Annotated in this window: 25 protein-coding genes; 12 read left to right on the top strand and 13 right to left on the bottom strand. The window is 72.5% G+C overall.

The window, feature by feature from the left end; all coding sequences use genetic code 11:
* Positions 1–203: 203 nt before the first annotated feature.
* Positions 204–2,810, bottom strand: a complete 2,607-nt coding sequence (gene lanKC / locus MicB006_RS11210; RefSeq protein ID WP_116505787.1) for a class III lanthionine synthetase LanKC — start codon at positions 2,808–2,810, stop codon at positions 204–206.
* A 285-nt stretch (positions 2,811–3,095) separates the two neighbouring features.
* On the opposite strand from lanKC, the gene MicB006_RS11205 reads away from it, so the two are divergent.
* The 3 genes from MicB006_RS11205 (at position 3,096) to MicB006_RS11195 (ending at position 5,738) form a co-directional block, all read left to right on the top strand.
* Positions 3,096–3,665 (top strand): hypothetical protein, encoded by a 570-nt coding sequence (locus MicB006_RS11205; protein WP_116505785.1) that lies wholly within the window; start codon positions 3,096–3,098, stop codon positions 3,663–3,665.
* 7 nt (positions 3,666–3,672) lie between these two features.
* On the top strand, positions 3,673–4,932 hold the full coding sequence (locus tag MicB006_RS11200) for a sensor histidine kinase (RefSeq protein ID WP_116505783.1): 1,260 nt from the start codon (positions 3,673–3,675) through the stop codon (positions 4,930–4,932).
* A gap of 98 nt (positions 4,933–5,030) precedes the next feature.
* Positions 5,031–5,738: a response regulator transcription factor gene (locus MicB006_RS11195; protein ID WP_073829980.1), complete on the top strand. Its 708-nt coding sequence runs from the start codon at positions 5,031–5,033 to the stop codon at positions 5,736–5,738.
* A gap of 15 nt (positions 5,739–5,753) precedes the next feature.
* Here MicB006_RS11195 and MicB006_RS11190 read toward each other — a convergent pair whose 3' ends face one another.
* The 5 genes from MicB006_RS11190 to pdxY all read right to left on the bottom strand — a co-directional run bounded on the left by MicB006_RS11190 (position 5,754) and on the right by pdxY (position 10,445).
* Positions 5,754–8,129, bottom strand: coding sequence for an excinuclease ABC subunit UvrA (locus MicB006_RS11190; RefSeq protein ID WP_116505781.1), 2,376 nt, complete (start codon positions 8,127–8,129; stop codon positions 5,754–5,756).
* A 28-nt stretch (positions 8,130–8,157) separates the two neighbouring features.
* A complete protein-coding gene (locus tag MicB006_RS11185) occupies positions 8,158–8,607 on the bottom strand; it encodes a pyridoxamine 5'-phosphate oxidase family protein (RefSeq protein ID WP_116505779.1) in 450 nt (149 codons plus the stop codon).
* An 8-nt stretch (positions 8,608–8,615) separates the two neighbouring features.
* Positions 8,616–9,026, bottom strand: a complete 411-nt coding sequence (locus MicB006_RS11180) for a VOC family protein (RefSeq protein ID WP_030503949.1) — start codon at positions 9,024–9,026, stop codon at positions 8,616–8,618.
* A gap of 5 nt (positions 9,027–9,031) precedes the next feature.
* Positions 9,032–9,496, bottom strand: coding sequence for a helix-turn-helix transcriptional regulator (locus MicB006_RS11175; RefSeq protein WP_116505777.1), 465 nt, complete (start codon positions 9,494–9,496; stop codon positions 9,032–9,034).
* A gap of 97 nt (positions 9,497–9,593) precedes the next feature.
* On the bottom strand, positions 9,594–10,445 hold the full coding sequence (gene pdxY / locus MicB006_RS11170) for a pyridoxal kinase PdxY (protein WP_116505775.1): 852 nt from the start codon (positions 10,443–10,445) through the stop codon (positions 9,594–9,596).
* Positions 10,446–10,625: 180 nt separating this feature from the next.
* Here pdxY and MicB006_RS11165 point away from each other — a divergent pair, with 180 nt between their 5' ends.
* Complete coding sequence (locus MicB006_RS11165) at positions 10,626–12,044, top strand: OFA family MFS transporter (RefSeq protein ID WP_116505773.1); 1,419 nt, start codon at positions 10,626–10,628, stop codon at positions 12,042–12,044.
* On the top strand, positions 12,041–12,166 hold the full coding sequence (locus tag MicB006_RS32600) for a hypothetical protein (protein ID WP_255419521.1): 126 nt from the start codon (positions 12,041–12,043) through the stop codon (positions 12,164–12,166). Before MicB006_RS11165 ends, MicB006_RS32600 begins: the two co-directional genes overlap by 4 nt.
* A gap of 49 nt (positions 12,167–12,215) precedes the next feature.
* Here the strand turns inward: MicB006_RS32600 and MicB006_RS11160 are convergent, their stop codons facing one another.
* Positions 12,216–12,944 carry an SDR family NAD(P)-dependent oxidoreductase gene (locus MicB006_RS11160; RefSeq protein WP_073829482.1) on the bottom strand — a complete coding sequence of 243 codons (729 nt, stop codon included), beginning with the start codon at positions 12,942–12,944 and terminating at the stop codon, positions 12,216–12,218.
* Positions 12,945–13,019: 75 nt separating this feature from the next.
* Between MicB006_RS11160 and MicB006_RS11155 the strand changes: the two genes are divergently transcribed.
* Positions 13,020–13,853: a patatin-like phospholipase family protein gene (locus MicB006_RS11155; protein WP_116505771.1), complete on the top strand. Its 834-nt coding sequence runs from the start codon at positions 13,020–13,022 to the stop codon at positions 13,851–13,853.
* Between the two features lie 6 nt (positions 13,854–13,859).
* Here the strand turns inward: MicB006_RS11155 and MicB006_RS11150 are convergent, their stop codons facing one another.
* Together MicB006_RS11150 and MicB006_RS11145 are read right to left on the bottom strand one after the other, a co-directional pair.
* Complete coding sequence (locus tag MicB006_RS11150) at positions 13,860–15,080, bottom strand: RNA polymerase sigma factor (RefSeq protein ID WP_116505769.1); 1,221 nt, start codon at positions 15,078–15,080, stop codon at positions 13,860–13,862.
* Between the two features lie 19 nt (positions 15,081–15,099).
* Positions 15,100–15,492, bottom strand: coding sequence for a YciI family protein (locus MicB006_RS11145; protein ID WP_184685977.1), 393 nt, complete (start codon positions 15,490–15,492; stop codon positions 15,100–15,102).
* A gap of 90 nt (positions 15,493–15,582) precedes the next feature.
* On the opposite strand from MicB006_RS11145, the gene MicB006_RS11140 reads away from it, so the two are divergent.
* A complete protein-coding gene (locus MicB006_RS11140; RefSeq protein ID WP_305021794.1) occupies positions 15,583–16,047 on the top strand; it encodes a peroxiredoxin in 465 nt (154 codons plus the stop codon).
* Positions 16,048–16,112: 65 nt separating this feature from the next.
* A complete protein-coding gene (locus MicB006_RS11135) occupies positions 16,113–16,799 on the top strand; it encodes a DUF5320 domain-containing protein (RefSeq protein WP_116511354.1) in 687 nt (228 codons plus the stop codon).
* A gap of 70 nt (positions 16,800–16,869) precedes the next feature.
* On the opposite strand, the gene cydB is transcribed toward MicB006_RS11135, so the two are convergent.
* Positions 16,870–17,868: a cytochrome d ubiquinol oxidase subunit II gene (gene cydB / locus MicB006_RS11130; protein ID WP_116505765.1), complete on the bottom strand. Its 999-nt coding sequence runs from the start codon at positions 17,866–17,868 to the stop codon at positions 16,870–16,872.
* Between the two features lie 17 nt (positions 17,869–17,885).
* Entirely contained in the window at positions 17,886–19,298 is a 1,413-nt protein-coding gene (locus tag MicB006_RS11125) for a cytochrome ubiquinol oxidase subunit I (RefSeq protein WP_073829488.1), read from the bottom strand.
* A gap of 194 nt (positions 19,299–19,492) precedes the next feature.
* On the opposite strand from MicB006_RS11125, the gene MicB006_RS11120 reads away from it, so the two are divergent.
* Together MicB006_RS11120 and MicB006_RS11115 are read left to right on the top strand one after the other, a co-directional pair.
* A complete protein-coding gene (locus MicB006_RS11120; RefSeq protein WP_116505763.1) occupies positions 19,493–20,263 on the top strand; it encodes a 1-acyl-sn-glycerol-3-phosphate acyltransferase in 771 nt (256 codons plus the stop codon).
* 62 nt (positions 20,264–20,325) lie between these two features.
* Complete coding sequence (locus tag MicB006_RS11115; RefSeq protein ID WP_116505761.1) at positions 20,326–20,976, top strand: flavodoxin family protein; 651 nt, start codon at positions 20,326–20,328, stop codon at positions 20,974–20,976.
* Between the two features lie 140 nt (positions 20,977–21,116).
* Here MicB006_RS11115 and MicB006_RS11110 read toward each other — a convergent pair whose 3' ends face one another.
* Positions 21,117–21,485, bottom strand: coding sequence for a DUF4180 domain-containing protein (locus tag MicB006_RS11110; protein WP_116505759.1), 369 nt, complete (start codon positions 21,483–21,485; stop codon positions 21,117–21,119).
* A complete protein-coding gene (locus MicB006_RS11105; RefSeq protein WP_225980699.1) occupies positions 21,478–21,921 on the bottom strand; it encodes a helix-turn-helix domain-containing protein in 444 nt (147 codons plus the stop codon). The genes MicB006_RS11110 and MicB006_RS11105 overlap by 8 nt, the downstream gene beginning before the upstream one ends.
* A gap of 88 nt (positions 21,922–22,009) precedes the next feature.
* Here MicB006_RS11105 and MicB006_RS11100 point away from each other — a divergent pair, with 88 nt between their 5' ends.
* Positions 22,010–22,777, top strand: a complete 768-nt coding sequence (locus MicB006_RS11100) for a glycerophosphodiester phosphodiesterase (RefSeq protein ID WP_116505755.1) — start codon at positions 22,010–22,012, stop codon at positions 22,775–22,777.
* A 20-nt stretch (positions 22,778–22,797) separates the two neighbouring features.
* Positions 22,798–24,189: an MFS transporter gene (locus tag MicB006_RS11095; RefSeq protein WP_116505753.1), complete on the top strand. Its 1,392-nt coding sequence runs from the start codon at positions 22,798–22,800 to the stop codon at positions 24,187–24,189.
* The last annotated feature ends 56 nt before the right edge of the window (positions 24,190–24,245 follow it).

Here is a 24,245-nt window from a genome sequence, read left to right as displayed (position 1 = left end):
GCCCGTTCGCCACTGCCGTCTCAGCCGTTGCAGCAGGCGATGCTGATGCTGCTGGACTGCGGCGGGACCGCGTGGCGGGTGCCGTTCTGCGTGGCCATGGCCTGCAGGTTGAGGAGCTTCGTCATGGGGGTTCACCTCCTTCTCGGGTGTGGTGGGGTTGGCCGTCGGTGGTTCCGACGGGGTCTGTGGGCGCCGGGCGGGTCTCAGCTCGCGGCGAGGAGGTGGCCGGTGGGCGCGACGTGGGTGGGTGCGTCGAGGAAGGGCAGCGTCACTGCGGTGCGGTGCAGCGCGGCGTGTATCGCGGACAGGATTCCGGCGCCGCCGGCGGCGAGGTCGGTGGAGATGCGCAGCAGGGTGTCGCCGGGGAACGCGAGCCGGCCGTCGAGGGCGTAGGCGTGCCAGGCGAGGCGGGCCAGGTGCGCGGGGACGTGGTGGGGCGCGTCGTCGCGGACGAGTCCGACGGGACCGTGCGGGGTGGTGCCGCGCGGTGGGTCGTCGGTGAGCAGTGCGGCGGTGGCGAGTAGTCCGGCGCGGCCGTGGAAGAGGCCGGGCAGCAGGACGAATTCGACGTCGATGGTGCGGCGGACGGTGGTGACGACGTCGCGCAGCCACTGGCGTTCGCCGTGGCGGAGCAGTGTGTGTGCGGCGACGGCGATGCCGGCGCTGCCTTCGTCGAGGTAGAACAGCCGTCGTGCGCCGTCGCGTACGTGGAGGTTGCCGTTGTCGTCGCGGACGGTGTGTTGCAGGTCGCGGCGCAGGGCGGTGCGGGCGGCGCGTAGCCAGGCGGGGTCGCCGGTGGCTTCGTGGAGGCGGGTGAGGAAGATCGCGGGGCCGGACCAGCCGTGGAGCAGGCCGGGGCGTGCGGGTTCGGGCACGGGTTGCTTTGTGTCGCCGGCGAGGGTGCGGGCGAGTCGGTCGCCGATGTGCAGGGCGTCGTCGGGGGCGGGTCTGCCGGGGCGGAGCAGGGCGAGTCCGATGCCGGCGAGGCCGCTGTGCAGGCCGGGGCCGTAGCGGTGGTGGAGGCCGGTGCGACATCGGTCGAGCAGTTCACCGGCGTCGTCGTGGCGTCCGGTGCGGTCGAGGAGCGCGGCGATGCCGGCCAGGCCGTCGTAGAGGCCGAGGTGGGCGGTGGGCAGGCGGCGGGCGGCGCGGGTGAGCCAGTCGAGGTGTTCGTCGCGTTCGGGGTAGTCGACGCCGGTGTTGACGAGTGCCCAGATGACGCCGGCGGCGCCGTGCGCGAGGGTGGCGCCGCCGTGCGGGAACTGGCCGGGGTCGCCGGGGAAGAGCCGGTCGGTGCGGTGGGGTGTGGCGGTGGCGCGGATGCCGGCGGCCAGTGATTCGATCAGGCGGCGCTGGTCGGCGGGCCAGGGGTAGCGGGTGACGCGGCGGCGGTCGGGCGCGGGTGGGTTCAGTGCGGTGTGCAGGTCGTCGCGGATGCGGTCGAGGTAGCCGGGCGGTAGCGGGAAGCGTCGGGCGACTGTGAGGAGGTCGTCGAACTTCTCGTCGCACAGCGCGGCGAGTGGTGTCAGCGGTACGAAGACGGCGAGGCGCAGGCAGGCGAGCGCGTAGGTGTCGACGGCGGGGCCGCGGCGGATCCGGGGTGTGGCGAAGCCGGGGTCGCCCAGTGACGGGGTGAAGTCCTCGTCGGTCAGGTACGCCTGTTCGAAGTCGACGAGCACGACGCGGCCGTCGGGGCGGATCATGACGTTGGCGGTGTGCAGGTCGCCGAAGACCACTCCCCTGGCGTGTACCTGGGCAAGGGCGGCTTCGACCTGGTCGATGACGTGGAGTGCCCAGGTGGTGTAGTCGGTCAGGTCCTGGTGGGTGGGGTCGGGGTGGATCAGCGGGTGCCGCATGGCGAGGTGGTGCTGGAGGGTGTCGCCCTCGATGTGCTCCTCGACCAGGAACTGGTGTTCCCACCAGGTGAGGCGGTCGAGCAGTTGTGGGACGCAGTCGAGGCCGGCGAGCCGACGCAGCATGTCCTCCTCGCGGCGTAGGCGGGTGAGCGCGTCGGTGCCGGCGCCGTCGAGGCCGGCGTGCGGGCGGGCTTCGCGCAGGACGACGGTGCGGCCGTCGCGCAGGTCGGTGGCGCGGTAGACGCCGCCGGCGTTGGAGTGGTGCAGGGCTTCCTCGATGCGGTAGGGCGGTTCGTCGTCGGTCTGCGCGTCGACGGCGGCGATGTGTTCGGCGACGAAGTCGGGTACGGGGGCCCAGTCGGGCACTGTGAAGACGGGTTCGCGGCGGTCGGGGACGAGGGTTCCGTCGGGGCGTGTGACGGCGGGGACGGGATGGTCGCCGTCGACGCACCAGAGTTCGGCGAATCCGCCGTAGCGCAGGTAGAGGGGGCCGTCGTGCCAGCGCAGGTCACTGAGGACGTACGGGCCGCGGTAGCCGGCGAGCTGGGCGCCGAGGTCGTCGAGGATGCGGCGCAGGGCGGTGTCGTCGGCCGGGTAGAGGGCGGCGAGTTTGCCGCTGCCGGCGCGGTGGGCGTACTTCTCGTTGTTGACCAGGGCGAGGCGTCGGCTGCGCTGGAACTTGAAGGCGATCCGGTGGCGGACGCAGTGCTCGCGTACCAGGTCGAGGGCGTCGGCGGCGTCGTCGAGGTTCACCGAGACGTGCACCTTCCAGCCCTGCTGCGGCAGCTGCGCGTGCGGCGGGTGCCACATGACCCAGCCGCCGTGCTCGGCGACGCGCCAGCCGTCGGGCGGGGTCTGGTCGGCCAGCGGGAACCGGCTCGCCGCGTCGGCGACGTACGCCGGTGAGTCGACGTGGACCGGGTCGGCGATCAGGAACGCACCGGGCGTGGGCATGGCAAACCTCGCGGCCGTGACGGGTTGGGAAGGGTGTCCGGGGTGTTCGGTGTGTTGCCGCTGTCGTCCGGACTGGTTCCATCGTGGTGGTCACCGGCCGGTCCTGGCGTCCGGCCGTGGGGCGAGGTTCGGTGTCCGTCCCGGCCCGGTGGTGGGCGTCGGGGGTCCGTCTGGAAGGTGACACCGGATGTCACCCGGTACGGGGACGTCCGGCGGGCCGGTGTGGGCCAGAATTTCTCGCGTACGCGGGCTGTTCGCCCGCAATTCCTTCTGTGGAGGTCCGTGATGAGAACCGAGGTCCAGTCGCCGCCGATGGTGGTGTTCCTGCAGGCGCAGCGGCCGGCCGGGTGGGTGACAGTCGCGCGTGGGGTGCCGTTGGACGGTCGGCGTTGTCTGCTGAGGACTGTCGGTGCGGGCCGGGCCCGGTCCGGCGACGCGGTGCGCCTGGTGGGTGTGGCCGGCGGGGATGCGCGGTCGCTGACTGTCGCGGAGGTGTCGGTGCTGCACCGTGACGAGGCGGACCTGCTGATGGTTTCCCTCGCCGGCGCGACGGTTCCGGGTGGCTACGGCACGGACGCCTCGGCGGTGCGGCGGGTGCTGGCGATGCTCGCCGACGACGCGGACGGGCGGTGGCGGGTGGCCGCGGACGCCGCGGCCGACGTCGTGGCGACGGTGGTGCTGGCCGGGGCGGGCCGCGCGGGTGAGCCGGGGCGGCCGGCGGTGCCGGTGACCACGCACCGGGTGAGCGCGGCCACGCCGCCGCCCGACGGTGACGGCGGCGGTGACGACGACGGTTCGCCGCTGTCCTGGACGTGCCGGTTGTTCGGGATCGGCTGCCCCGCCGAAGACTCCTAGCCCGCCGATGACCTCGGTGACCGGTGCGGTGGCGCCGTCCGCTCCGGCGCGGGCGGCGAGTTGGTGGCGTCACGATCTTCTGCTGCTGCCGGTGCTGGGCCTGCTCGACCTGTTCACGGCGTCGTCCGTGGTGATCCAGAGCGAGCCGGTCGGTCCGGCCCGGCAGTGGCTGCAGGTGCTCGCCGCGGTGCTGTCGGTCGGCGCCCTGTGGTGGCGGGCCCGGGCGCCGGTCGCGGTGTTCGCGTTCGAGTGCGTGCACGGCGCGGCGATGTGGTTCCTGCTGCACGACTACCGGCCGTGGGTGGGCCTGATCGTGGCGTTGTACACGGTGGCGGCGCTGCGGCCGCTGGTGGTGTCGGCGGCGGCGTACACGGCGGCGTGCGCGCGGAGCCTGCTCAGCGCGTTCGACTCGTTCCGGGTGGAGCCGAGCCCGGGCGCGCGGGCCGGGGAGTTCGTGGTGACCGCGTTGATGTTCGCGCTCATCTACGCGGCCGCGTGGACCGCCGGGTCGGTGGTGCGGCGGCACCGGCGGCGGGTGGCCCAGCTGGAACGGGAGCGGCGTGTGGCGCGGGCGGAGGCGGTCGCGTTGGAGCGTCGCCGCATCGCCGCGGAACTGCACGACGTGGTGTCGCACTCGGTCACGGTGATGGTGCTGCAGGCCGCCGGGGCGGCGCGGATCAGCGCGTCGGATCCGGAGCGGACCCGGGAGGCGCTGTTGCACATCCAGCAGGCCGGGCAGCAGGCGATGGCGGAGTTGCGCCGGCTGCTGGCGGTCATGCGCGCCGAGTCGGGCCCGGCGGTCGACGGTGAGCCCGGCCCGCAGCCGCGGCTGGACGACATCGAGGTACTGCTGACGTCGATGCGGTGCGCGGGGCTCACCGTGACGATGTCGGTGTCCGGCAGTGCCCGGCCGCTGGATCCGAGTATCGAGCTGGCGGCGTACCGGACGGTGCAGGAGAGCCTGACGAACACGCTCAAGCACGTCGGCCGGCGGGCCTGCGCGACTGTTCATTTCGGGTGGCAGGAGCGGGTGCTGTTGCTGCGCGTCGACGACGACGGCACGGGCCGCGACCCGGGCGCGGCGGCGGGACTGTCCACCGGCAACGGGCTGGCCAGCCTCGCCGAGCGGCTGGAGCGCGTCGGCGGTCGCCTGGTCGCCGGGCCGCGTCCCGAGGGCGGGTTCCGGGTGAGCGCGACGCTGCCGGTAGCGCAGCGCGGCGACCTCGTGGCGGCATCGGGTGACGGCGGGGCGCCGGCTGTCGGGTGAACGCGTGTCCGCTGTGCGACATCGGGCTGGCCGACGGCGGCGACGTCGATGATCATGTGGTGGGGCCGCTGTCACGGCCGCCGACGACGGGAGCCTTCATGATCCGGGTGCTGCTCGCCGACGACCAGCCGCTCGTACGGGCGGGACTCGCGATGCTGCTCACCAACGAGCCTGACATCGAGGTCGTCGCCGAGGCCGACGACGGGGCGCAGGCCGTCGAGGTCAGTCGCCGGCTGCGCCCGGACGTGGTGCTGATGGACGTGCGGATGCCCGGCACCGACGGGCTGGCCGCGACGAGGCTGATGGCCGACGAGCAGCTCATCGACGATCCGCAGCGGCCGGTACGGATCATCATGCTGACCACGTACCACGTGGACGAGGCGGTGCACGCCGCGTTGCGGGCGGGCGCTTCCGGTTTCGTGCTCAAGGACGCCGCGCCCGCCGAGCTGGTGTCGGCGATCCGGGCGGTGGCCGCCGGGGAGGCGTGGCTGGATCCGGCGGTGGCCCGGCGGCTGCTCGACGACCTCGCCGCCCGGCCCGACCCGGGACTGCCCACTCCGGTGCAGATGCGCGGGCTCACTCCGCGGGAACGGGAGGTGCTGGTGCTGATGGCGTACGGGATGTCGAACCGGGAGATCGCCGAGCATCTCGTGCTCGGCGACGCGACGGTCAAGACCCACGTCAGCCGGGTCCTGACGAAGCTGGGGATGCGGGACCGGACGCACGCGGTGGTGGCCGCGTACCAGTGCGGCCTGGTGGAGCCCGGCACGGCGCCGCCGGCCCGGATGGCCGGCCTGTCCCGCTGAGGTCCGGTGTGGCGCTCACGCGCCGACGTAGTCGGCGAGGTGTTCGCCGGTGAGCGTGGACCGGGCGGCCACCAGGTCGGCCGGGGTGCCTTCGTAGACGATTCGTCCGCCGTCGTGACCGGCGCCCGGCCCGAGGTCGATGATCCAGTCGGCGTGTGCCATGACCGCCTGGTGGTGCTCGATCACGATGACGGACTTGCCCGCGTCGACGAGCCGGTCGAGCAGGCCGAGCAGTTGGGCGACGTCGGCCAGGTGCAGGCCGGTGGTGGGCTCGTCGAGGACGTACACGCCGCCCTTGTCCCCCATCCGGGTGGCGAGCTTGAGCCGCTGCCGTTCCCCGCCGGACAGCGTGGTCAGCGGCTGACCGAGCGTGAGGTAGCCGAGGCCGACGTCGGCGAGCCGGTCGAGGATGGTGTGGGCGGCCGGGGTGCGGGCCTCACCGTTGCTGAAGAACGTCTCGGCCTCGTCGACGGACATGGCGAGGACCTCGCTGATGTCGCGTCCGCCGAGGTGGTAGTCGAGCACGGCGGGCTGGAACCGCTTGCCTTCGCAGTCCTCGCAGGTGCTGGCGACGCCGGCCATCATGCCCAGGTCGGTGTAGATGACGCCGGCGCCGTTGCAGGTCGGGCAGGCGCCTTCGGAGTTGGCGCTGAACAGGGCGGGTTTGACGCCGTTGGCCTTGGCGAACGCCTTGCGGATGGGGTCGAGCAGGCCGGTGTAGGTGGCCGGGTTGCTGCGGCGGGAGCCACGGATGGCGGTCTGGTCGACGCTGACGACGTCCTCGCGTTTGGCCAGTGAGCCGTGGATGAGGCTGCTCTTGCCGGAGCCGGCGACGCCGGTGACCACGACCAGGACACCGAGGGGGATGTCCACGTCGACGTCGCGCAGGTTGTGGGTGCGGGCGCCGCGGATCGGCAGCGCGCCGGTGGGCGTACGCAGCTTGTCCTTGCAGGTGGCGCGGTCGTCGAGGTGGCGGCCGGTGGTGGTGTCGCTGGCGCGCAGGCCGGCGACGGTGCCCTCGTAACAGATGGTGCCGCCGGCGGTGCCGGCGCCGGGGCCGAGGTCGACGACGTGGTCGGCGATGGCGATGGTCTCGGGTTTGTGTTCGACGACGAGGACGGTGTTGCCCTTGTCGCGCAGTTGCAGCAGGAGGTTGTTCATGCGGGCGATGTCGTGCGGGTGCAGGCCGATGGTGGGTTCGTCGAAGACGTAGGTGACGTCGGTGAGGGACGAGCCGAGGTGGCGGATCATCTTGGTGCGCTGGGCCTCGCCGCCGGAGAGGGTGCCGGCGGGCCGGTCGAGGCTCAGGTAGCCCAGGCCGATCTCGACGAACGAGTCGAGGGTGTCCCCCAGCGCGGTGAGCAGCGGGCCGACGGAGGGTTCGCGCAGGTCGCGTACCCAGGTGGCGAGGTCGCTGATCTGCATGGCGCAGGCGTCGGCGATGCTGATGCCGTTGATCTTCGAGGAGCGGGCCTCGGGGCTCAGGCGGGTGCCGTCGCAGTCGGGGCAGGTGGTGAACGTGATGGCGCGTTCGACGAAGGCGCGGATGTGCGGCTGCATGGCGTCGACGTCCTTGGCGAGCATCGACTTCTGGATGGCCGGGATGAGGCCGGTGTAGGTGACGTTGATGCCGTCGACCTTGATCTTGGTGGGTTCCTTGTGGAGCAGGTCGCTCAGCTCGCGCTTGGTGTAGTCGCGGATCGGCTTGTCCGGGTCGAACAGTCCGCTGGAGCGGAAGATGCGGCCGTACCAGCCGTCCATGCTGTAGCCGGGGATGGTGATGGCGCCCTCGTTGAGGGACAGCTTCTCGTCGTAGAGGACGGTCAGGTCGAAGTCGGTGACCGCGCCGCGTCCCTCGCAGCGGGGGCACATGCCGCCGAGGCGGTTGAAGGTACCCTTCTTGGTCTGGGTCTTGCCGGGGCCGCGCTCGACGGTGATGGCGCCGGCCGCGCGTACGGAGGGGACGTTGAACGAGTACGCGTTGGGCGGGCCGATGTGGGGGTCGCCGAGACGGCTGAACAGGATGCGCAGCATCGCGTTGACGTCGGTGGCGGTGCCGACTGTGGAGCGCGGGTCGGCGCCCATGCGTTCCTGGTCGACGATGATGGCGGTGGTGAGGCCCTCCAGGACGTCGACCTCGGGCCGGGACAGGGTGGGCATGAAGCCCTGGACGAAGGCGCTGTAGGTCTCGTTGATCAGGCGCTGCGACTCGGCGGCGATGGTGCCGAAGACCAGTGAGCTCTTGCCGGAGCCGGAGACGCCTGTGAAGACGGTGAGGCGGCGTTTGGGCAGTTCGACGTCGACGTGGCGCAGGTTGTTCTCGCGGGCGCCGAGGACGCGGATGACGTCGTGGCTGTCGGCGCGGTGCAGGCCGGCGGTGGCCTCGCTCATGGTCTCTCCGTCCGGGTCGGGTGGTGCTCTAGTCGAGCCAGCGTCCGTCGCGCATCAGCGTGCGGCCGGGCAGCTCGTCGGCCTCCCGCCAGGCCTGGACGCGGCGTGGCGTGAGGCGGTACCAGCGGTAGGAAGTGGTCAGCGTACGGGGGTCGAAGCCGGTGCGGGTGGCGAAGCGGTCGGCTCGGGCGGTCGGCAGGGCGTCGATGGCGAGGCTTTCCACGTCGCCATCGATCATGGTGACGTCGCGGGTGGGGCCGAGGCCGATGCGGGCGCGGCCGCCGGCGAGGTTGCGGCCGGTGGGGCTGTCGGCCGGCGTGGCGACGAGCAGCGTGTGGCCGTCCCAGTCGAAGGACAGCGGCACGAGGTACGGGGTGCCGTCGGGGCCGGCGGTGGCGACCCAGCAGTCGACGTCGTGGTCGAGGCGGTGGGTGGTGTCGTGGCGGCGCTGGGCGCGGGTGCGGGGCGCGTCGGCCATGGGCGGGGTCAGCGCCGCTCGTTGATGCGGATGAGGTTGCCGGTGGGGTCGCGGAAGGCGCAGTCGCGTACGCCGTAGGGCTGTTCGGTGGGCTCCTGGACGACGTCGGCGCCGCTGGCCTGGAGGCGGTCGAACAGGCCGTCGAGGTCGTCGGTGGCGAGGGTGAGCGCGCCGTAGCTGCCCTTGGCGATGAGTTCGAGGATGGTGCGGCGTTCGTCGTCGGTGATGCCGGGGTCGGCGGCCGGCGGGTGCAGGACGATGCCGGTCTCGGGCTGGTTCGGTGGGCCGACGGTGAGCCAGCGCATGTCCTGGTAGCCGACGTCGTTGCGCAGTTCGAAGCCGAGGGTGTCGCGGTAGAAGGCGAGAGCGGCGTCGGCGTCGGTGTGCGGCAGGAACGTGTAGTGAATGGTGATCGTCATGGTGGTCACGCTAGTGGTGGCCGGGCGGTGCGGGCTTCTCGATTCCTGACCGGTCGGGTCGCCTGTTTGGTCAGGCACGGAGGCGGCTCGGCGGTGTCGGGGGCGTGGCGGGCACGGTAGGCGCTGGGCGGCTCGCCGACGAGTTCGGTGAACCGGGTGCTGAAGGTGCCCAGGGACTGACAGCCGACGGCGAAACAGACATCGGTGACGCTGAGGTCGCCGCGGCGCAGCAGGGCCATCGCGCGTTCGATGCGGCGGGTCATGAGGTACGCGTACGGGGATTCGCCGTAGGTCAGGCGGAACTGGCGGCTGAGGTGGCCGGCGGACATGTGCTCGCCGCGGGCGAGGGCTTCGACGTCGAGGGGTCTGGCGTACTCGCGGTCGATGCGGTCGCGGACGCGGCGGAGCCGGGTCAGGTCGCGCAGGCGCTGGGCGAACGCGGGGTCGTCGGTGCCCTGGTGCGGTGACACGTCCGCATCCTGCCTGCTGGGCGGTGGTGTCGTCCACCAGTTCGGGCGGCGAGTCGTCGCCGGGTGCACCCGCGCGGCAGGTGCACCCGGGCGACGGTCAGCGCAGCCGGCGGGCGGTGAACCGGGTCGGCGGCTGCGCGATGGCGTCCTGGGCGGCGACGATCTGCAGCTCCCGGGTGCCGGCTTCGAGGGTCGCCTCGAGTACCGCGTAGATCGAGTTGGTGGTGTGTTCCAGCGCGGTCTGCGGCGAGCCGGTGGTGACGAGGTGCGCCAGGTACAGGGCGGCGGTGACGTCGCCGCCGCCGTTGGGGGCGATCGGCAGCAGCGGGGTGGTGACGGCCCAGGCGCCGTCGTCGGAGACGGCGACGACTTCCAGGTGCCCGGCGGGCAGGTCGCCGTGCAGGACGCTGGTGACCAGGACGTGCCGTGGGCCGGCGGCGCGGACGGTGTCGACGGCGGCGAGCAGGTCGTCGAGGGTGTCGGTGGTGCGGCCGGCGAGGAACTCCAGCTCGAACTGGTTGGGGGTGACGATGTCGGCGCGGGGCACGACGGTGTCGCGCAGGTATTCGGGGATGCCGGGGCGGACGAACATGCCGCGGCCGACGTCGCCCATGACCGGGTCGCAGCAGTAGAGCGCGGCCGGGTTGGCGGCCTTGACCCGGGCGACCGCGTCGAGGATGACCGCGCCGACGGCCGGGTCGCCCTGGTAGCCGGAGAGGACCGCGTCGGCGGTGCCGAGCACGCCGCGGTCCTCGATCCCGGCGATGACGTCGGCGACGTCGGTGGGGGCGAGCAGCGGGCCGCGCCAGGCGCCGTAGCCGGTGTGGTTGGAGAAGTGCACGGTCAAAACCGGCCAGACCTCGTGTCGGAGGCGTTGCAATGGGAACACGGCGGCGGAGTTGCCGACGTGGCCGTAGGCGACCGACGACTGGATGGACAGGATCTTCACCTGCTCATGGTCGCATCCCGGGGCGGGTGTGACGGGCGGTGGTGGCGTGATGACGGGTGGCTGCGGCGGTGACCGTTCGGCTCAGCGTTTCGACCGCCCGGCGCGGAGCGGGTTTGGGCGCAGCGTGCGGTGGGGGCATGAACCGCCTGTGTTCTCGCCATCTGGACGGAGGAAGCAACGATGCTTTCCGCACTCGATCGTCGGCACACCGTCGCGCCGCCGGGGTACAGCCGCTGGCTGATCCCTCCGGCGGCGCTGGCGATCCATCTGTGCATCGGGCAGGTGTACGCGACGAGCGTGTACAAGAACTCCCTGATCGCGCATTTCGACACGAGTCAGACGGCGATCGGGGTGATCTTCAGCATCGCGATCGTGATGCTGGGGCTGTCGGCCGCGGTGGCCGGTACGTGGGTGGAGGCGAACGGGCCGCGTAAGGCGATGTTCGTCTCGGCGTGTTTCTGGGCGGCGGGTTTCCTCGTCGGTGCGCTGGGCATCGCGACCGGGCAGCTGTGGCTGCTGTATCTGGGGTACGGCGTGCTGGGCGGCATCGGTCTGGGAATCGGCTACATCTCCCCCGTCTCCACGTTGATCAAGTGGTTCCCGGACCGGCCGGGTCTGGCGACCGGGCTGGCGATCATGGGGTTCGGTGGCGGGGCGATGGTGGCCTCTCCCCTGTCCCGACAGCTGCTGTCGTTCTACGACGCCGGATACGACCCGTCGGACAGCGGTTCCACGGCGTCCGGGTCGGCGCTGGTGTGGCTGTTCGTGACGCTCGGCATCGGCTACTTCGTGATCATGATGTTCGGGGTGTTCAACGTGCGGGTGCCCGCGCCGGACTGGCGCCCGGCCGGGTTCGATCCGGCCCAGGTGGCCGAGAAGCCGCTGGTGACCACCGCCAACGTGTCGGCGGCCAACGCGGTCAGGACGCGGTCGTTCTGGCTGCTGTGGGTGGTGCTGTTCTGCAACGTGACGGCGGGCATCGGCATCCTGGAGCAGGCCAGTCCGATGATCCAGGACTTCTTCCGCGAGGGCGGCACGTCGGCGGTGTCGGTGGCGGCGGCCGGCGGATTCGTGGGGCTGCTGTCGCTGTTCAACATGGCGGGCCGGTTCGTGTGGTCGTCCACGTCGGATGTGATCGGCCGTAAGCCGATCTACGTGGTGTACCTGGGTGTGGGCATGGTGCTGTACCTGGTGCTGGCGCTGGTGGGGCAGACCTCGACGGCGTTGTTCGTGCTGCTGGCGTCCGTGATCCTGTCGTTCTACGGCGGCGGGTTCGCGACCATTCCGGCGTACCTGCGGGACCTGTTCGGCACGTTCGAGGTGGGCGCGATCCACGGCCGGCTGCTGACCGCGTGGTCGGCGGCGGGCGTGGCCGGGCCGCTGATCGTCAACGGGTTCCTCGACGCGCAGGGCGAGCCGGGCACGTTGACCGCGGCGGCGTACCGGCCGGCGCTGTTCACGATGGTCGGCGTGCTGGCGGTGGGCCTGGTGGCGAACCTGCTGGTGCGGCCGGTGCCGGAGCGCTACCACGAGCCCGCGTCCGGGCGGGGCGAGACGGAGCAGGGACAGCCGGGGTCGACGGAGAGGAGCGGATCGTGAACGAGCACAGCGGTGGCGGGCAGCTGGTTCGCCTGGTGGTGTCGTGGCTGGTGGTGTCGGCGCTGCTGGGCTACGGCGTGGTGCAGACGGTGATCACGGCGGCGAAGCTGTTCACCCAGTAGGAGACGCGACGCGGCGGCCCGGGGGCGGGACCCCCGGGCCGCCGTCGTGTCAGAGCCCGCCGCCGACGCGCAGGACCGCGCCGGTGGTGTACGAGGCGTCCGGGCCGAGCAGGTGGGCGATCGCGCCGGCGACCTCCTCGGGTTCCCCGGCGCGGCCCAGCGGGATCCGTCCGGCGGCGGTGTCGGGCCGGTCGGGCGCGCCGGAGCGGGCGTGGATGGTGGTGCGGATGATGCCCGGAGCGACGGCGTTGACCCGGATGCCGCGCGGCGCGAGTTCCTTCGCCAGCCCGACGGTGAGGGTGTCGGTGGCGGCCTTGACGGCGGCGTAGTGGACGTACTCGCCGGGTGAGCCGAGCGTGGCTGCCACGGAGGAGACGTTGACGATGGCGCCGCCGTGGGTGAGCCGACGGGCCGCCTGCTGGGCGCAGAGCACGTACCCGATGAGGTTGACGTCGACGACCTCGCGCAGGTCGTCGACGCGCAGGTCGGTGAACGGGCCGATCGGGCTGGTGACGCCGGCGTTGTTGACCAGGCCGGTGAGCGGGCCGAGCTGGTCGGCGGCGTCGAAGATCCGGCGTACCTGGTCGGGGTCGGTGGTGTCGGCGGCGACGGTGACCGCGCGGCGGCCGGCGGCGCGCACGTCGGCGGCCACCGCCTCGGCGGCGGTGTGGTCGGCGCGGTAACCGATGACCAGGTCGTGGCCCTCGGCGGCGAGCCGGCGGGCGGTGGCCGCGCCGATGCCGCGCCCTCCCCCGGTGACGATGGTGACGGAGGTCAATGCCCTTCTCCCCTGTCGTGTGGTGGGGGCGACGTTACCGTGGGCGGGACCATCCGGGGTGGAGAGGACTGTCACATGGGGCGCGCGTTGGTGCTGGGTGGTGGCGGTGTCACCGGGGTGGCCTGGGAGCTGGGTCTGCTGGCCGGGTTGGCCGGGCACGGCCTGCGGCTGGACGAGGCGGAGCTGGTGGTGGGCACGTCCGCCGGGTCGGTGGTCGGCGCGCAGGTGCGCTCGGGCACGCCGCTGACGCAGTTGTACGAGGCGCAGCTGCGGCCGCCCCGCGAGGAGGCGTCGGCGCGGCTCGGGACGGCGGTGCTGTTGCGCTGGGCGTGGGCCGGTGGGCGGGGCCGGGACGCGGCGCGGGCCCGGGCACGTATCGGTGCGATGGCATTGTCGGCGCGTACCCCGTCGGAGCAGTCACGGCGGGCGGTGATCGCGGCGCGGCTGCCGTCACCGCAGTGGCCGGCGGCGCGGCTGCTGGTGACCGCCGTGGACGCGGCCTCCGGAGAGTTCGTGGTGTTCGACGCCGACAGCGGGGCGTCGCTGGTGGACGCGGTCGGGGCCAGTTGCGCGGTGCCCGGGGTCTGGCCGCCGGTGACGATCGGTGACCGGCGGTTCGTCGACGGCGGCGTCCGCTCCCCGGTGAACGCGGATCTGGCGGCCGGGTGCGAGCGGGTGGTGGTGCTGGCGCCGACCCGCGCGGCGGTGGGGCCGATGCCGCGGCTGTCGGCGCAGGTGGCGGCGCTGCGGGCGGCGGGCGCGCGGGTGGCCGTGGTGTCGCCGGACCGGGCGGCGCGGACGGCGATCGGCCGTAACGTGCTGGACCCGGCGCGGCGGGCGGCGTCAGCGCGGGCCGGGTTCGCCCAGGCCGACGTCGTGGCCGCCGAGGTGGCCGGGGTGTGGCAGTGACAGCGATCAGGAGCCACTCGTCAGGCGCGCCAGCCGCCGGTTGAGGTAGCGCTGTTCGGGCAGGCTGCCGGTGAGCCGGGCGGCCAGCCGGTAGTGCTCGGCGGCGGCCTGCGGGTCGCCGTGCAGCTCCAGCAGGTGGGCGCGGACGGCGTGCAGCCGGTGGTGGCCGCGCATGGCCGGGTCGGCGTGCAGCGGGCCGAGCAGCGCCAGCCCGACGTCGGGGCCGTGCGCCATGGCCACGGCGACGGCCTGGTTGAGCGTGACGAACGGGCTGGGGGCGACCCGGCTCAGCATGTCGTAGAGGACGCTGATCTGCATCCAGTCGGTGTCGTCGAAGGTCGGGGCCTCGGCGTGGACGGCCGCGATGGCCGCCTGGAGCTGGTAGCGGCCCACCGGGCCCCGGGGCAGGGCCTGGCCGAGCAGCGTGACGCCCTCGTCGACGAGGGCGTCACGCCAGCGGGAGCGGTCCTGGTCGGCGAGCGGCACGAGGTCACCGGCGGCGTCGGTACGGGCGGGCGACCGGGCGTGGGTGAGCAGCATCAGCGCCAGCGCGCCGGTCACCTCGTGGTGCTCGGGCAGCGCGGCGTGGACCTGGCGGGTGAGCCGGATCGCCTCCTCGGCGAGCTCGACGTCCAGGAGTTGGTCGCCGGAGGTACGGGTGTAGCCCTCGCTGAACACCAGGTGGCACACGTCGAGCACGGCGGCCACCCGGCCGGGCAGCGCGTGCGGCGGCGGCATGGTGAACCGGGCGCCCGCCTCGCGCAGCGTCGCGCGGGCCCGGCTCAGCCGCTGGGTCATGGTCCGGGCCGGCACCAGGTAGGCGGCGGCGATCTGCTCCACGCGCAGGCCGGCCACCGCGCGCAGGGTCAGCGCGACCTGGGAGGGGCGGCTCAGCGCCGGGTGGCAGCACAGGAACAGCAGCCGCAACGTGTCGTCGGCGCCGGTCACAAGCGTGTCGTCCACGGCCGGTACGACGCCGGCGTCGGGTTGCCGGGCCGCGTCGAGCCGCTCGCGGCGGGTACGGGCCGCGTCGGCGCGGATCCGGTCGATCAGCCGTCGCGCGGCGACCCGGATGAGCCAGGCGCGGGGGTCGTCGGGGACGCCGGTGCGCGGCCAGTGGGCGGTAGCCGCCTCCGCCGCGTCCTGCAGGGCGTCCTCGCAGGCGTCGGGGTGCCCGTAGCGGCGCAGCAGCGCGGCGCGGACGTGCGGCGCCTCCCGGCGCCACACGTCCGCCAGCGCCGTGGCGTTACTGATCGGAGCCGCCCGGCCACATCAGGGGCCGCAGCTCGACGGTCTCCCCCGGGCCGGCGAACTTCGCGGCGACGGCCTCGGCGCGGGCCTGGTCCTCCACGTCGATCAGGAAGAAACCGGCGAGGTGTTCCTTGGCCTCGGAGTACGGGCCGTCGGTCACCAGCGGCGCGCCGTCGCTCCACCGGTACAGCCGTGCGGTGCCGGGGTCGGCGAGCGCCTCACCGACGACCAGCTCACCGTTGGCGTGCAGCTCGGTCAGCACCTGCTCGAAGTCGGCATTGAGCCGGTCCCGTACCTCGGCGGGCAGCTCCTGGTAGGAGGCCAGATACTCGGAGGTGGGGTGACCCCACGGCTCCGGGTTGGAGTGGATCATGATTACGTACTTCACTGTCGGTCCTTCGCGTCGTGCGGCGGTGCCTCCCCGCCGCTCGCCAGGTACGACGGAGCCGGATCGCCGATGTCTACATATCCTCGCGTCATGAGTAACACGATGGGTGTCGGTGACCTGGTCGAGGATTTCACGCTGCCGGACGAGACGGGAACGCCGCGGCGCCTGTCGGAGTTCCTGGCCGCCGGGCCGGTGGTGCTGTTCTTCTACCCGGCGGCGATGACGCGGGGCTGCACGGCGGAGAGCTGCCACTTCCGGGACCTGGCGGCGGAGTTCGCGGCGGTGGGGGCACAACGGGTGGGGATCAGCCGCGATCCGGTGGAGCGGCAGGCCGAGTTCTCCCGCCGGCACGGGTTCGACTATCCGCTGCTCTCCGACGTCGACGGCGCGGTGGCGGACGCGTTCGGGGTGCGGCGGCGGCTGCCGCTGGGGCCGCTGAGCACGCGGCGGATGACGTTCGTGATCGGCGCGGACCGGCGGGTGCTCGCGGTGGTGCGCAGTGAGCTGAGCATGAACGAGCACGCCGACGCGGCGTTGCGGGCCCTCGGGGGCTGATCACCGAGGTGTCGCAGCCGGCTGGTATCAAGGCTGCGTCAAACAGGTGTACGGAAGAGGGCGTGATGGCGGGTCAGGGTTTGTCCACTGACGAGGTTCAGGGGATCCGGGAGGCGCTGGCGGCTGGCCGCAAGCCCCGGGTGGTGTTCACCGAGACGGCCGGGCAGATCGCCGGGCAGATCGGGCAGGTGGTGGAGCTGACCGACCCGGAGGCGTCGGAGGAGTTCGTGGTGGTCCGCTTCGGCCGCGACGAGCTGCCGTTCTCCCCCGCCGACGTGGCGATCGCGCCGAAGGGCGCCGGGCGGAGGCCGGCCGCCGAGCCGAAGCCGGAACCGGAGCAGCCGCCGGCGCCACCGGAGCCGGAGTTCGTGCTGGACACGCCGCGGGTGCCGGCGCCACGACGGGAGGAGCCGAAGGTGGAACAGTCGGCGGCGGAACCGAAGCCGGCCAAGCGGGCGGCGAAGGCGGCGAAGCCGAAGACCCCGCCGGGGCTGACGGTGACGCTCGCCTACGCCGAGGGCGAGTGGACCGTCGCCGCGCAGCAGGGCACGAAGGCGCTGGCCCGGCCGTACGTGGTGAAGCCGGCCGAGGCGCTGCGGATGGTGGCGCTGGTGGACGTGCCGGGGGTGCAGGAGGCGGTGGAGCAGAGCCTGGCCGCCGAGCGGGCCGATGCGGAGCAGCAGGCGGAGAAGCTGCGCGCCGAGCTGGCCGAGATCGAGGCGCGGCTGGCGGAGCTGCGCGAGGCGCGCTGACCCTTGGACGCCCCGCGGGGCCGGTGCGACCCCCTCGCACCGGCCCCGCGCCCCTGCGCCCACAGGTCGATCAGTGTTGCGGAATGTTCTGTACCCCGATCCGGCGGCGGAACACCCAGTACGTCCAACCCTGGTAGGCCAGCACGATCGGGGTGAACACCACGGCCACCCAGGTCATGATCTTCAGGGTGTACGGGGTGGACGCGGCGTTGGTGGCGGTGAGCGTGCCGGCCGCGTCGAGGGTGGACGGCATCACGTTCGGGAACAGCGCGGCGAACAGGGTCGCCACGGCCAGCGCGATCGCCACGGCGGTGCCGGTGAACGCCCAGCCCTCCCGGCGTACCTTGGCCGCGGCCAGACCGCCGAGCAGCGCGAGGGCGGCGCCGACGGCGAGCACGACGGCGGCGGCGCTGGAACGGATGGTCAGCGTCCAGCTCAGGAACGCCACGGCGGCCACGGCGGTGCCGACGCCGAGCTTCACCGCGAGGGCGCCGGCGCGCTCGCGGATGTCGCCGGTGGTCTTGAGCGCCAGGAACACCGCGCCGTGGGTGAGGAACAGCCCCAGCGTGGTCAGCCCGCCGAGCAGCGCGTACGGGTTGAGCAGGTCGAACAGCCCGCCGACGTACTCGTGGTCGGCGTCCAGCGGCACGCCGCGGAAGATGTTGGCGAACGCCACGCCCCACAGCACGGCCGGGATCGCCGAGCCCCAGAAGATGGCCTGGTCCCAGCGGCGCTTCCAGGCCGCCTCGGGCCGCTTGTGGCGGTACTCGAAGGCGACGCCGCGGGCGATCAGTGCCAGCAGGATGAGCAGCAGCGGCAGGTAGAAGCCGGAGAACAGGGTGGCGTACCACTCGGGGAAGGCGGCGAACATGGCGCCGCCGGCGGTGATCAGCCACACCTCGTTGCCGTCCCAGACGGGGCCGATGGTGTTGATCATGACGCGGCGCTGCCGGTCGTCGCGGCCGAGCACCGGCAGCAGCATCCCGACGCCGAAGTCGAAGCCTTCGAGGATGAAGTAGCCGGTGAAGAGCACGGCCACGAGGAGAAACCAGACGGTCGTCAGTTCCACGGTTGGGCTCCGGGGTGTCAGTAGGCGAACGCCAGCGGGCGCTCGGCGTCGTCGGTGTCGTCGTCGTCGGTCTGCGGGGTGACGTCCGGGACACCGGCGCGGGCGTAGCGGACCAGCAGCTTGAACTCGACCACCGCGAGGACGGCGTAGATGAGTGTGAACGCGGTGAAGGAGGTGAGGACCTCGGTCAGGGAGACGCTGCGGGACACGCCGTCGCGGGTGAGCATCTCGCCGAAGACGATCCAGGGCTGGCGGCCCATCTCGGTGAAGATCCAGCCGAAGGAGTTGGCCAGCAGCGGCAGCACGGGCATGACCAGGCCGGCGCGCAGCAGCCACTTGCTGGTGGGGGTGCGGCCCTTGCGCTGGCTCCAGAGCACCAGCAGCGCGATCGCGGCGGCCGCCAGCCCGAAGCCGATCATGAAGCGGAAGCTCCAGTAGGTGACCGGGATGATCGGGGCGTAGTTGCCGGGGCCGTACTGGCTGGCGTACTGGGCCTGCAGGTCGTTGATGCCCTGCACGGTGCCGTTGGGGTCGCCGGTGCCGAGGAACGACAGCAGGTACGGGATCTTGATGGCGAACAGCTCGCGGCTGCCGTCGAGGCTGCCGACGGTGAGCACGGAGAACGAGGCGGGGCTCTCGGTGGTGTAGAGGCCCTCGGCGGCGGCCATCTTCATCGGCTGCACCTCGGTCATGATCTTGCCCTGGATGTCGCCGGTGAGGAGGACCAGCGCCGAGGAGACCAGTACGACCCAGGAGCCGAGCTTGGTGGCGAAGCGGTACGCGCCGGTGTCGGCGCTGTCGCGGTTGCGCATCACGTGCCACAGGCCGACGGTGACCATCAGCGAGCCGGCGACCAGGAACGCGCCGGCCAGGGTGTGCGGGAACGTGATCAGGGCGACCTTGTTGGTGAGCACGGCGACGAAGTCGGTCAGCTCGGCACGGCCGCTCTCCGGGTTGATCCGGAAGCCGACCGGGTTCTGCATGAACGAGTTCGCGGCGAGGATGAAGTACGCCGACAGGTTGGTGCCGATCGCGGCGGCCCAGATCGAGGCCAGGTGCAGCCGCTTGGGCAGCCGGTCCCAGCCGAAGATCCACAGGCCGATGAACGTGGACTCCAGGAAGAACGCGACAAGGGCCTCGATAGCCAGTGGCGCGCCGAAGATGTCGCCGACGAAGCGGGAGTAGTCGCTCCAGTTCATGCCGAACTGGAACTCCTGCACGATGCCGGTGACCACACCCATCGCGAAGTTGATCAGGAACAGCTTGCCGTAGAACTTGGTGAGTTTGAGGTACCGCTCGTTGCCGGTGCGGTGCCACATGGTCTGGAGGATCGCCACCAGCACGGACAGGCCGATGGTCAACGGCACGAACAAGAAGTGGTAGACGGTGGTGACACCGAACTGCCAGCGGGCGACGTCCAACGCGTCCACCAGAAAACCCCCAGCTGTGCATACTACGAGACGTAGTAGATACTACTCGGCGTCGTAGCGAAAGCAGCAGGGCCGCAGGGCCCCACCCGGCCCGGGACCAATGACCCTGATCACCCTTGCCGGAGGACCTGCCGGCCCGGGATCACCGTGCCGGGTGCCGTGGTCGCCCCGGCTCGTGCGACCATCCAGCACTGATGAACAGCACCCTCTGGCGCGCGCCGCTGTTCTGGCGGGGCGCGCAGACGCTCGCCCGCGCCGCCGTCGGGCTGGTCGGCCGGCTGGAGGTCACCGGCGACGTGCCCGACGCGCTGCGCCGCGGCCCGCTGATCCTGGCGGCCAACCACATCAGCCCGTTCGATCCGGTCGTGCTCGCCGACGCGTGCCGGGCCCGCGACGTCGCGCCCCGGATCATGGCCACCGGCGGCCTGTTCCGCACTCCCGTGATCGGGGCGCTGATGCGCCACGCCGGGCACATCCGCGTCGACCGCGGCACCACCGCCGTGCACCGCTCGCTGGAGGTCGCCGCCCAGGCCGTGGCCGGCGGCTCGGTGGTGCTCGTCTACCCGGAGGGACGCATCGGACTCGACCCCGGCATGTGGCCCGAGCGGGGCAAGACCGGCACGGCCCGGCTCGCCTTCGCCAGCGGCGCCGCCGTCGTCCCGGTGGCCCAGTGGGGCTCGCACGAGGTGCTGCCGTACCGCGCGCCCAAGGGGATGCTGCGCGGCGTGGGCCGGGCGCTCGTGCGCCGGCCCGCCATCCGGGTGCACTTCGGCGCCCCGGTGTCGATCGACGACCTGCGCTCGGGCTCCCCCGGCGCGGCCCGGCAGGCCACCGACCGGATCATCGACGCGATCACCGAGGACCTGGTCCCGCTGCGCCCCGACGAGCCGGACCTGCCCCGCCACGTCGACCCCGGGCGGCCGGTCGACACCGCCCGCGCGCACCGCCGCCACCGCGCCGGCTGACGCATCCCGGACCCGATGGCGGGTATCAAGTCCCGCACTCCCGAGGCGGAGAGGACCTGGTCATGACCGCTGTCCGAGCACTCGTGCTCAACTGCACCCTGAAGCGCTCACCGGCGACGTCCAGTTCGCAGGTGCTCGGTCAGGAGGTGCTCGCCGCGCTGGCCGACCAGGGCGTCGACGGCGAGATCGTCCGCGTGGTCGACCACGACGTGCGCTTCGGGGTCTCCGTCGACGAGGGCGACGGCGACGGCTGGCCCGCCATCCGCGCCAAGCTGCTCGCCGCCCAGATCCTGATCATCGCCACGCCGATCTGGCTCGGTCAGCCCTCGTCGGTGACCAAGATGGTCCTCGAACGGTTGGACGCCGAGCTGTCCGAGACCGACGACCAGGGCCGCCTGCGCACCTACGGCAAAGTCGGCGGGGTGGCAGTGGTCGGCAACGAGGACGGCGCGCACCACACCATCGCCGAGGTGCAGCAGGCCCTCAACGAGGTGGGGTTCACCTGCCCTGCCGCCGGGGCCACCTACTGGGTCGGGGAGGCGCTGCACAAGACCGACTACGTCGACGCCCGCCCCAAACCCGACACGACCGGCCGCACCACGGCCGCGCTGGCGCTCAACAGTGCACACCTGGCCCGGCTGCTCGCGGAACGGCCCTACCCACCGCCCGGAACCCGTGACGCGGCCGTCGGCCCCAGCACCCAGCCAGGCTGACCCGACGCCCCCGCGCACCGCCGCGCACCGCCGTCGATCTTGCAGTTGGCGCCCCGGCGAACCCGGCAAACCGCCCCCGACGAGGGCCGCAAGCGCAAGATCGGCGAGGCGAGGGCGGGGCGCGGCCGGGCGCGGCGGGGTCAGGTGGTGGCGCGCAGGCGGGCGTCGAGCGCGTCGAGGTCCGGGACGAACCACACCTGGTCGTGCCGGTTGGACTCGGCCACCAGCGCCCGCAGGGCGCCACTGCGCTCCAGGTGGGCGGAGATGTCGCCGACGATCGCCAGGCGCAGCCGGTAGTTGACGAACTTCTGCATCACCTCGCCGGCGAAGCGGGTGCCGAGCGTGAAGAAGCCGGGGTCGAGCCGGGTGGCCGGCACCGCCACCACCGTCGCGCCGAGGAACGCCGCGCCGATCAGGTCCAGCGCGTCGCTCTCGGTCGCGATCGGCGGGCCGTCCGGGTCGCAGACCAGCACCGCCACGCCGGCCCGGTCCTGCATCTGGTCAGCCACGGCCGCCGCCGAGCAGGTCGTTGCCGCCGCCCAGCACGGCGTCGACCAGGCGCAGCAGGTCGGCGGTGGCGGTGAGGTCACCCAGGATCATGATGGTCATGCGCTGCCGCTCCTCGTCGTGGACCGTCTGCACCCGCAGCGGACGGTCCGGGTCGTGGTGGGTGTTCACGCCGGCCAGCACCAGCGTGCCGAGCCGGTCGGCGGCGGCCCGGTCGACGCCGTCGAGCCGCAGGACGCTCGACACCTCCGCCGCCGGTCCCGTCGCCGCGACGGCCGGCCGGCCGGTCAGCGCGTCCAGGTCCGCGCGCGCGATCCGGTACTGCTTGCCGATCCGGGTGGCCCGCAGCCGACCGGAGCGGATGTAGCCGCGCACGGTGCGTACGTGCAGCCCGAGCAGGTCGGCGACCTGCTCGACCGAGTACATGTCATTACTCATCGCACCGTATCTTAGCGATGATAGGGAGCGATAGGTAATTTCGTCGGCTGGCCATCTGTGCGCCACCCAGGCCGGGCATACTGCCCGCGTGCAGCCCCGTCACGGCTACCTCGACGCGCCCGCGCCGCTGGCGTTCGCCCATCGCGGCGGCGCGGCCGACGGCGACGAGAACACCGCCGCCGCGTTCGCCCGGGCCGTCGCGCTGGGCTACCGGTACGTGGAGACCGACGTGCACGCCACCGCCGACGGCGTACCTGTGGTCTTTCACGACCCGACGCTGCGCCGGGTCACCGGCGAACCCGGCCGCATCGCCGACCTGCGCTGGGCCGACCTGGCCTCGGTGCGCGTCGGCGGAGCCGCCCTGGTGCCCCGGCTCGACGACGTCCTCGGCGCCTGGCCGCAGGTGCGGTTCAACATCGACGTCAAGGCCGACGGCGGCGTGGAGCCCACTGTCGCCGCCGTCGGCCGGGCCGGCGCGGGCGAACGGGTGCTGCTCGCCTCGTTCAGCGACGCCCGGCTGACCCGGCTGCGCGCGCTGGCCGGGCCGAAGGTCGCCACCAGCCTCGGCATGCGTGGCGTGGCCCGGCTGCGGCTGGCCTCGCTGCACGGACGGCCGGTGCGGCTGCCCCCGTCCGTGGTCGCCGCCCAGGTGCCAACCTCCTACGGCCGGGTGCCGGTGGTGGACAGGCGCTTCCTCGCGTACTGCCACCGGATCGGGTTGCAGGTGCACGTCTGGACGATCGACGAACCTGCCCAGATGCACCACTTACTTGATCTTGGTGTGGATGGCATCATGACCGATCACGTCAGCGTGCTCCGCGACGTCTACCGCAGCCGCGGCCACTGGGCCGCCTGACCCCCCGAGGACGACCCCCGATGGCCGATACGGTCACCCCCGCCGTCGCCGACCCCACCGGACCGGGCAGCACCCGCCGCGAGCGCACCGGCTGGTACTTCTACGACTGGGCGAACTCCGCGTTCCAGACCACAGTCATCACGGTCTTCCTCGGGCCGTTCCTGACCACCGTCACCGAGCTGGCCGCCGGCTGCGAACTGGGCGCGGACAGCTGCGACGGCGCCGTGTACCCGCTGGGCATCAAGATCGCCGCCGGCTCGTTCTACCCGTACCTGATCTCGCTGTCGGTCTTCCTCACCGTGTTCGTGCTGCCGGTGATCGGCGCGATCGCCGACCGGTCGGCGCACAAGAAGCGGCTGCTCGCCGCGGCGGCCTTCACCGGCGCCGGCGCGACCATCGCGTTCGCGTTCGTCACCGGCGAGCGCTACCTGCTCGGCGGCGCGCTGTTCCTGATCGCGAACATCTCCTTCGGCGCCGCCGTGGTCGTCTACAACTCGTTCCTGCCACAACTCGGCGGACCGGACGAGCGCGACGGCATCTCCAGCCGCGGCTGGGCCATCGGCTACCTCGGCGGCGGCCTGCTGCTCGCGCTGAACCTGGTCGCGGTCACCATGCTCAGCGAGGAGGGCAACGCCCAGCGCACGCTGGACCTGGCCCGCTGGTCGATCGTGTCGGCCGGCGTGTGGTGGGCGGCGTTCACCCTGATCCCACTGCGCTGGCTGCGCGAACACCCCACCGCCGCCGCCCTGCAGGCGGGCGGCAACGTGCTCACCGACGGGTTCCGGCAGCTCGGGCGCACCCTGCGCGAGATCAAGGCGTACCCGCTGACGCTCTACTTCCTGCTCGCCTTCCTGGTCTTCAACGACGGCATCCAGACCGTCATCACCCTCGCCAGCCAGTACGGCACCGAGGAGCTGCGGCTGGAGCAGAGCACCCTGATCGTGACCATCCTGCTGGTGCAGTTCCTCGCCTTCGGCGGCGCGCTCGCCCTCGGCGCGCTCGCCAGGCGCATCGGCGCCTGGAAGACCGTGCTGCTGTCGCTGGTGCTCTGGACCGGTGTGATCATCGCCGCGTTCCGGCTGCCCGCCGAGGCGCCCGTGCCGTTCATGATCCTCGGCGGCTGCATCGGCCTGGTACTCGGCGGCAGCCAGGCGCTGAGCCGGTCGCTGTTCAGCCAGCTCATCCCGGCCGGCAAGGAAGGCGAGTACTACGGCTTCTACGAGATCAGCGACAAGGGCACCAGCTGGCTCGGCCCGCTGGCGTTCGGCCTGGTGTTCCAGCTGACCTCGTCGTACCGGGTGGGTCTGGTCTCGCTGTTGATCTTCTTCGTCGTCGGCTTCGCGCTGCTGGCCGCCGTCCCGATGCGCCGGGCCATCATCGCCGCCGGCAACACCCCGCCCCGGGTGCTCTGACGGGTGGATCATCGCGGACCGGATCCGGCGATGTCGATGGACTAGGCTGCCCCGAC

Origin of the sequence: Micromonospora sp. B006, from assembly GCF_003408515.1 — a bacterium.
GTDB lineage: Bacteria > Actinomycetota > Actinomycetes > Mycobacteriales > Micromonosporaceae > Micromonospora > Micromonospora echinospora_A.
This window is presented reverse-complemented; position numbering and strand designations above follow the sequence as displayed.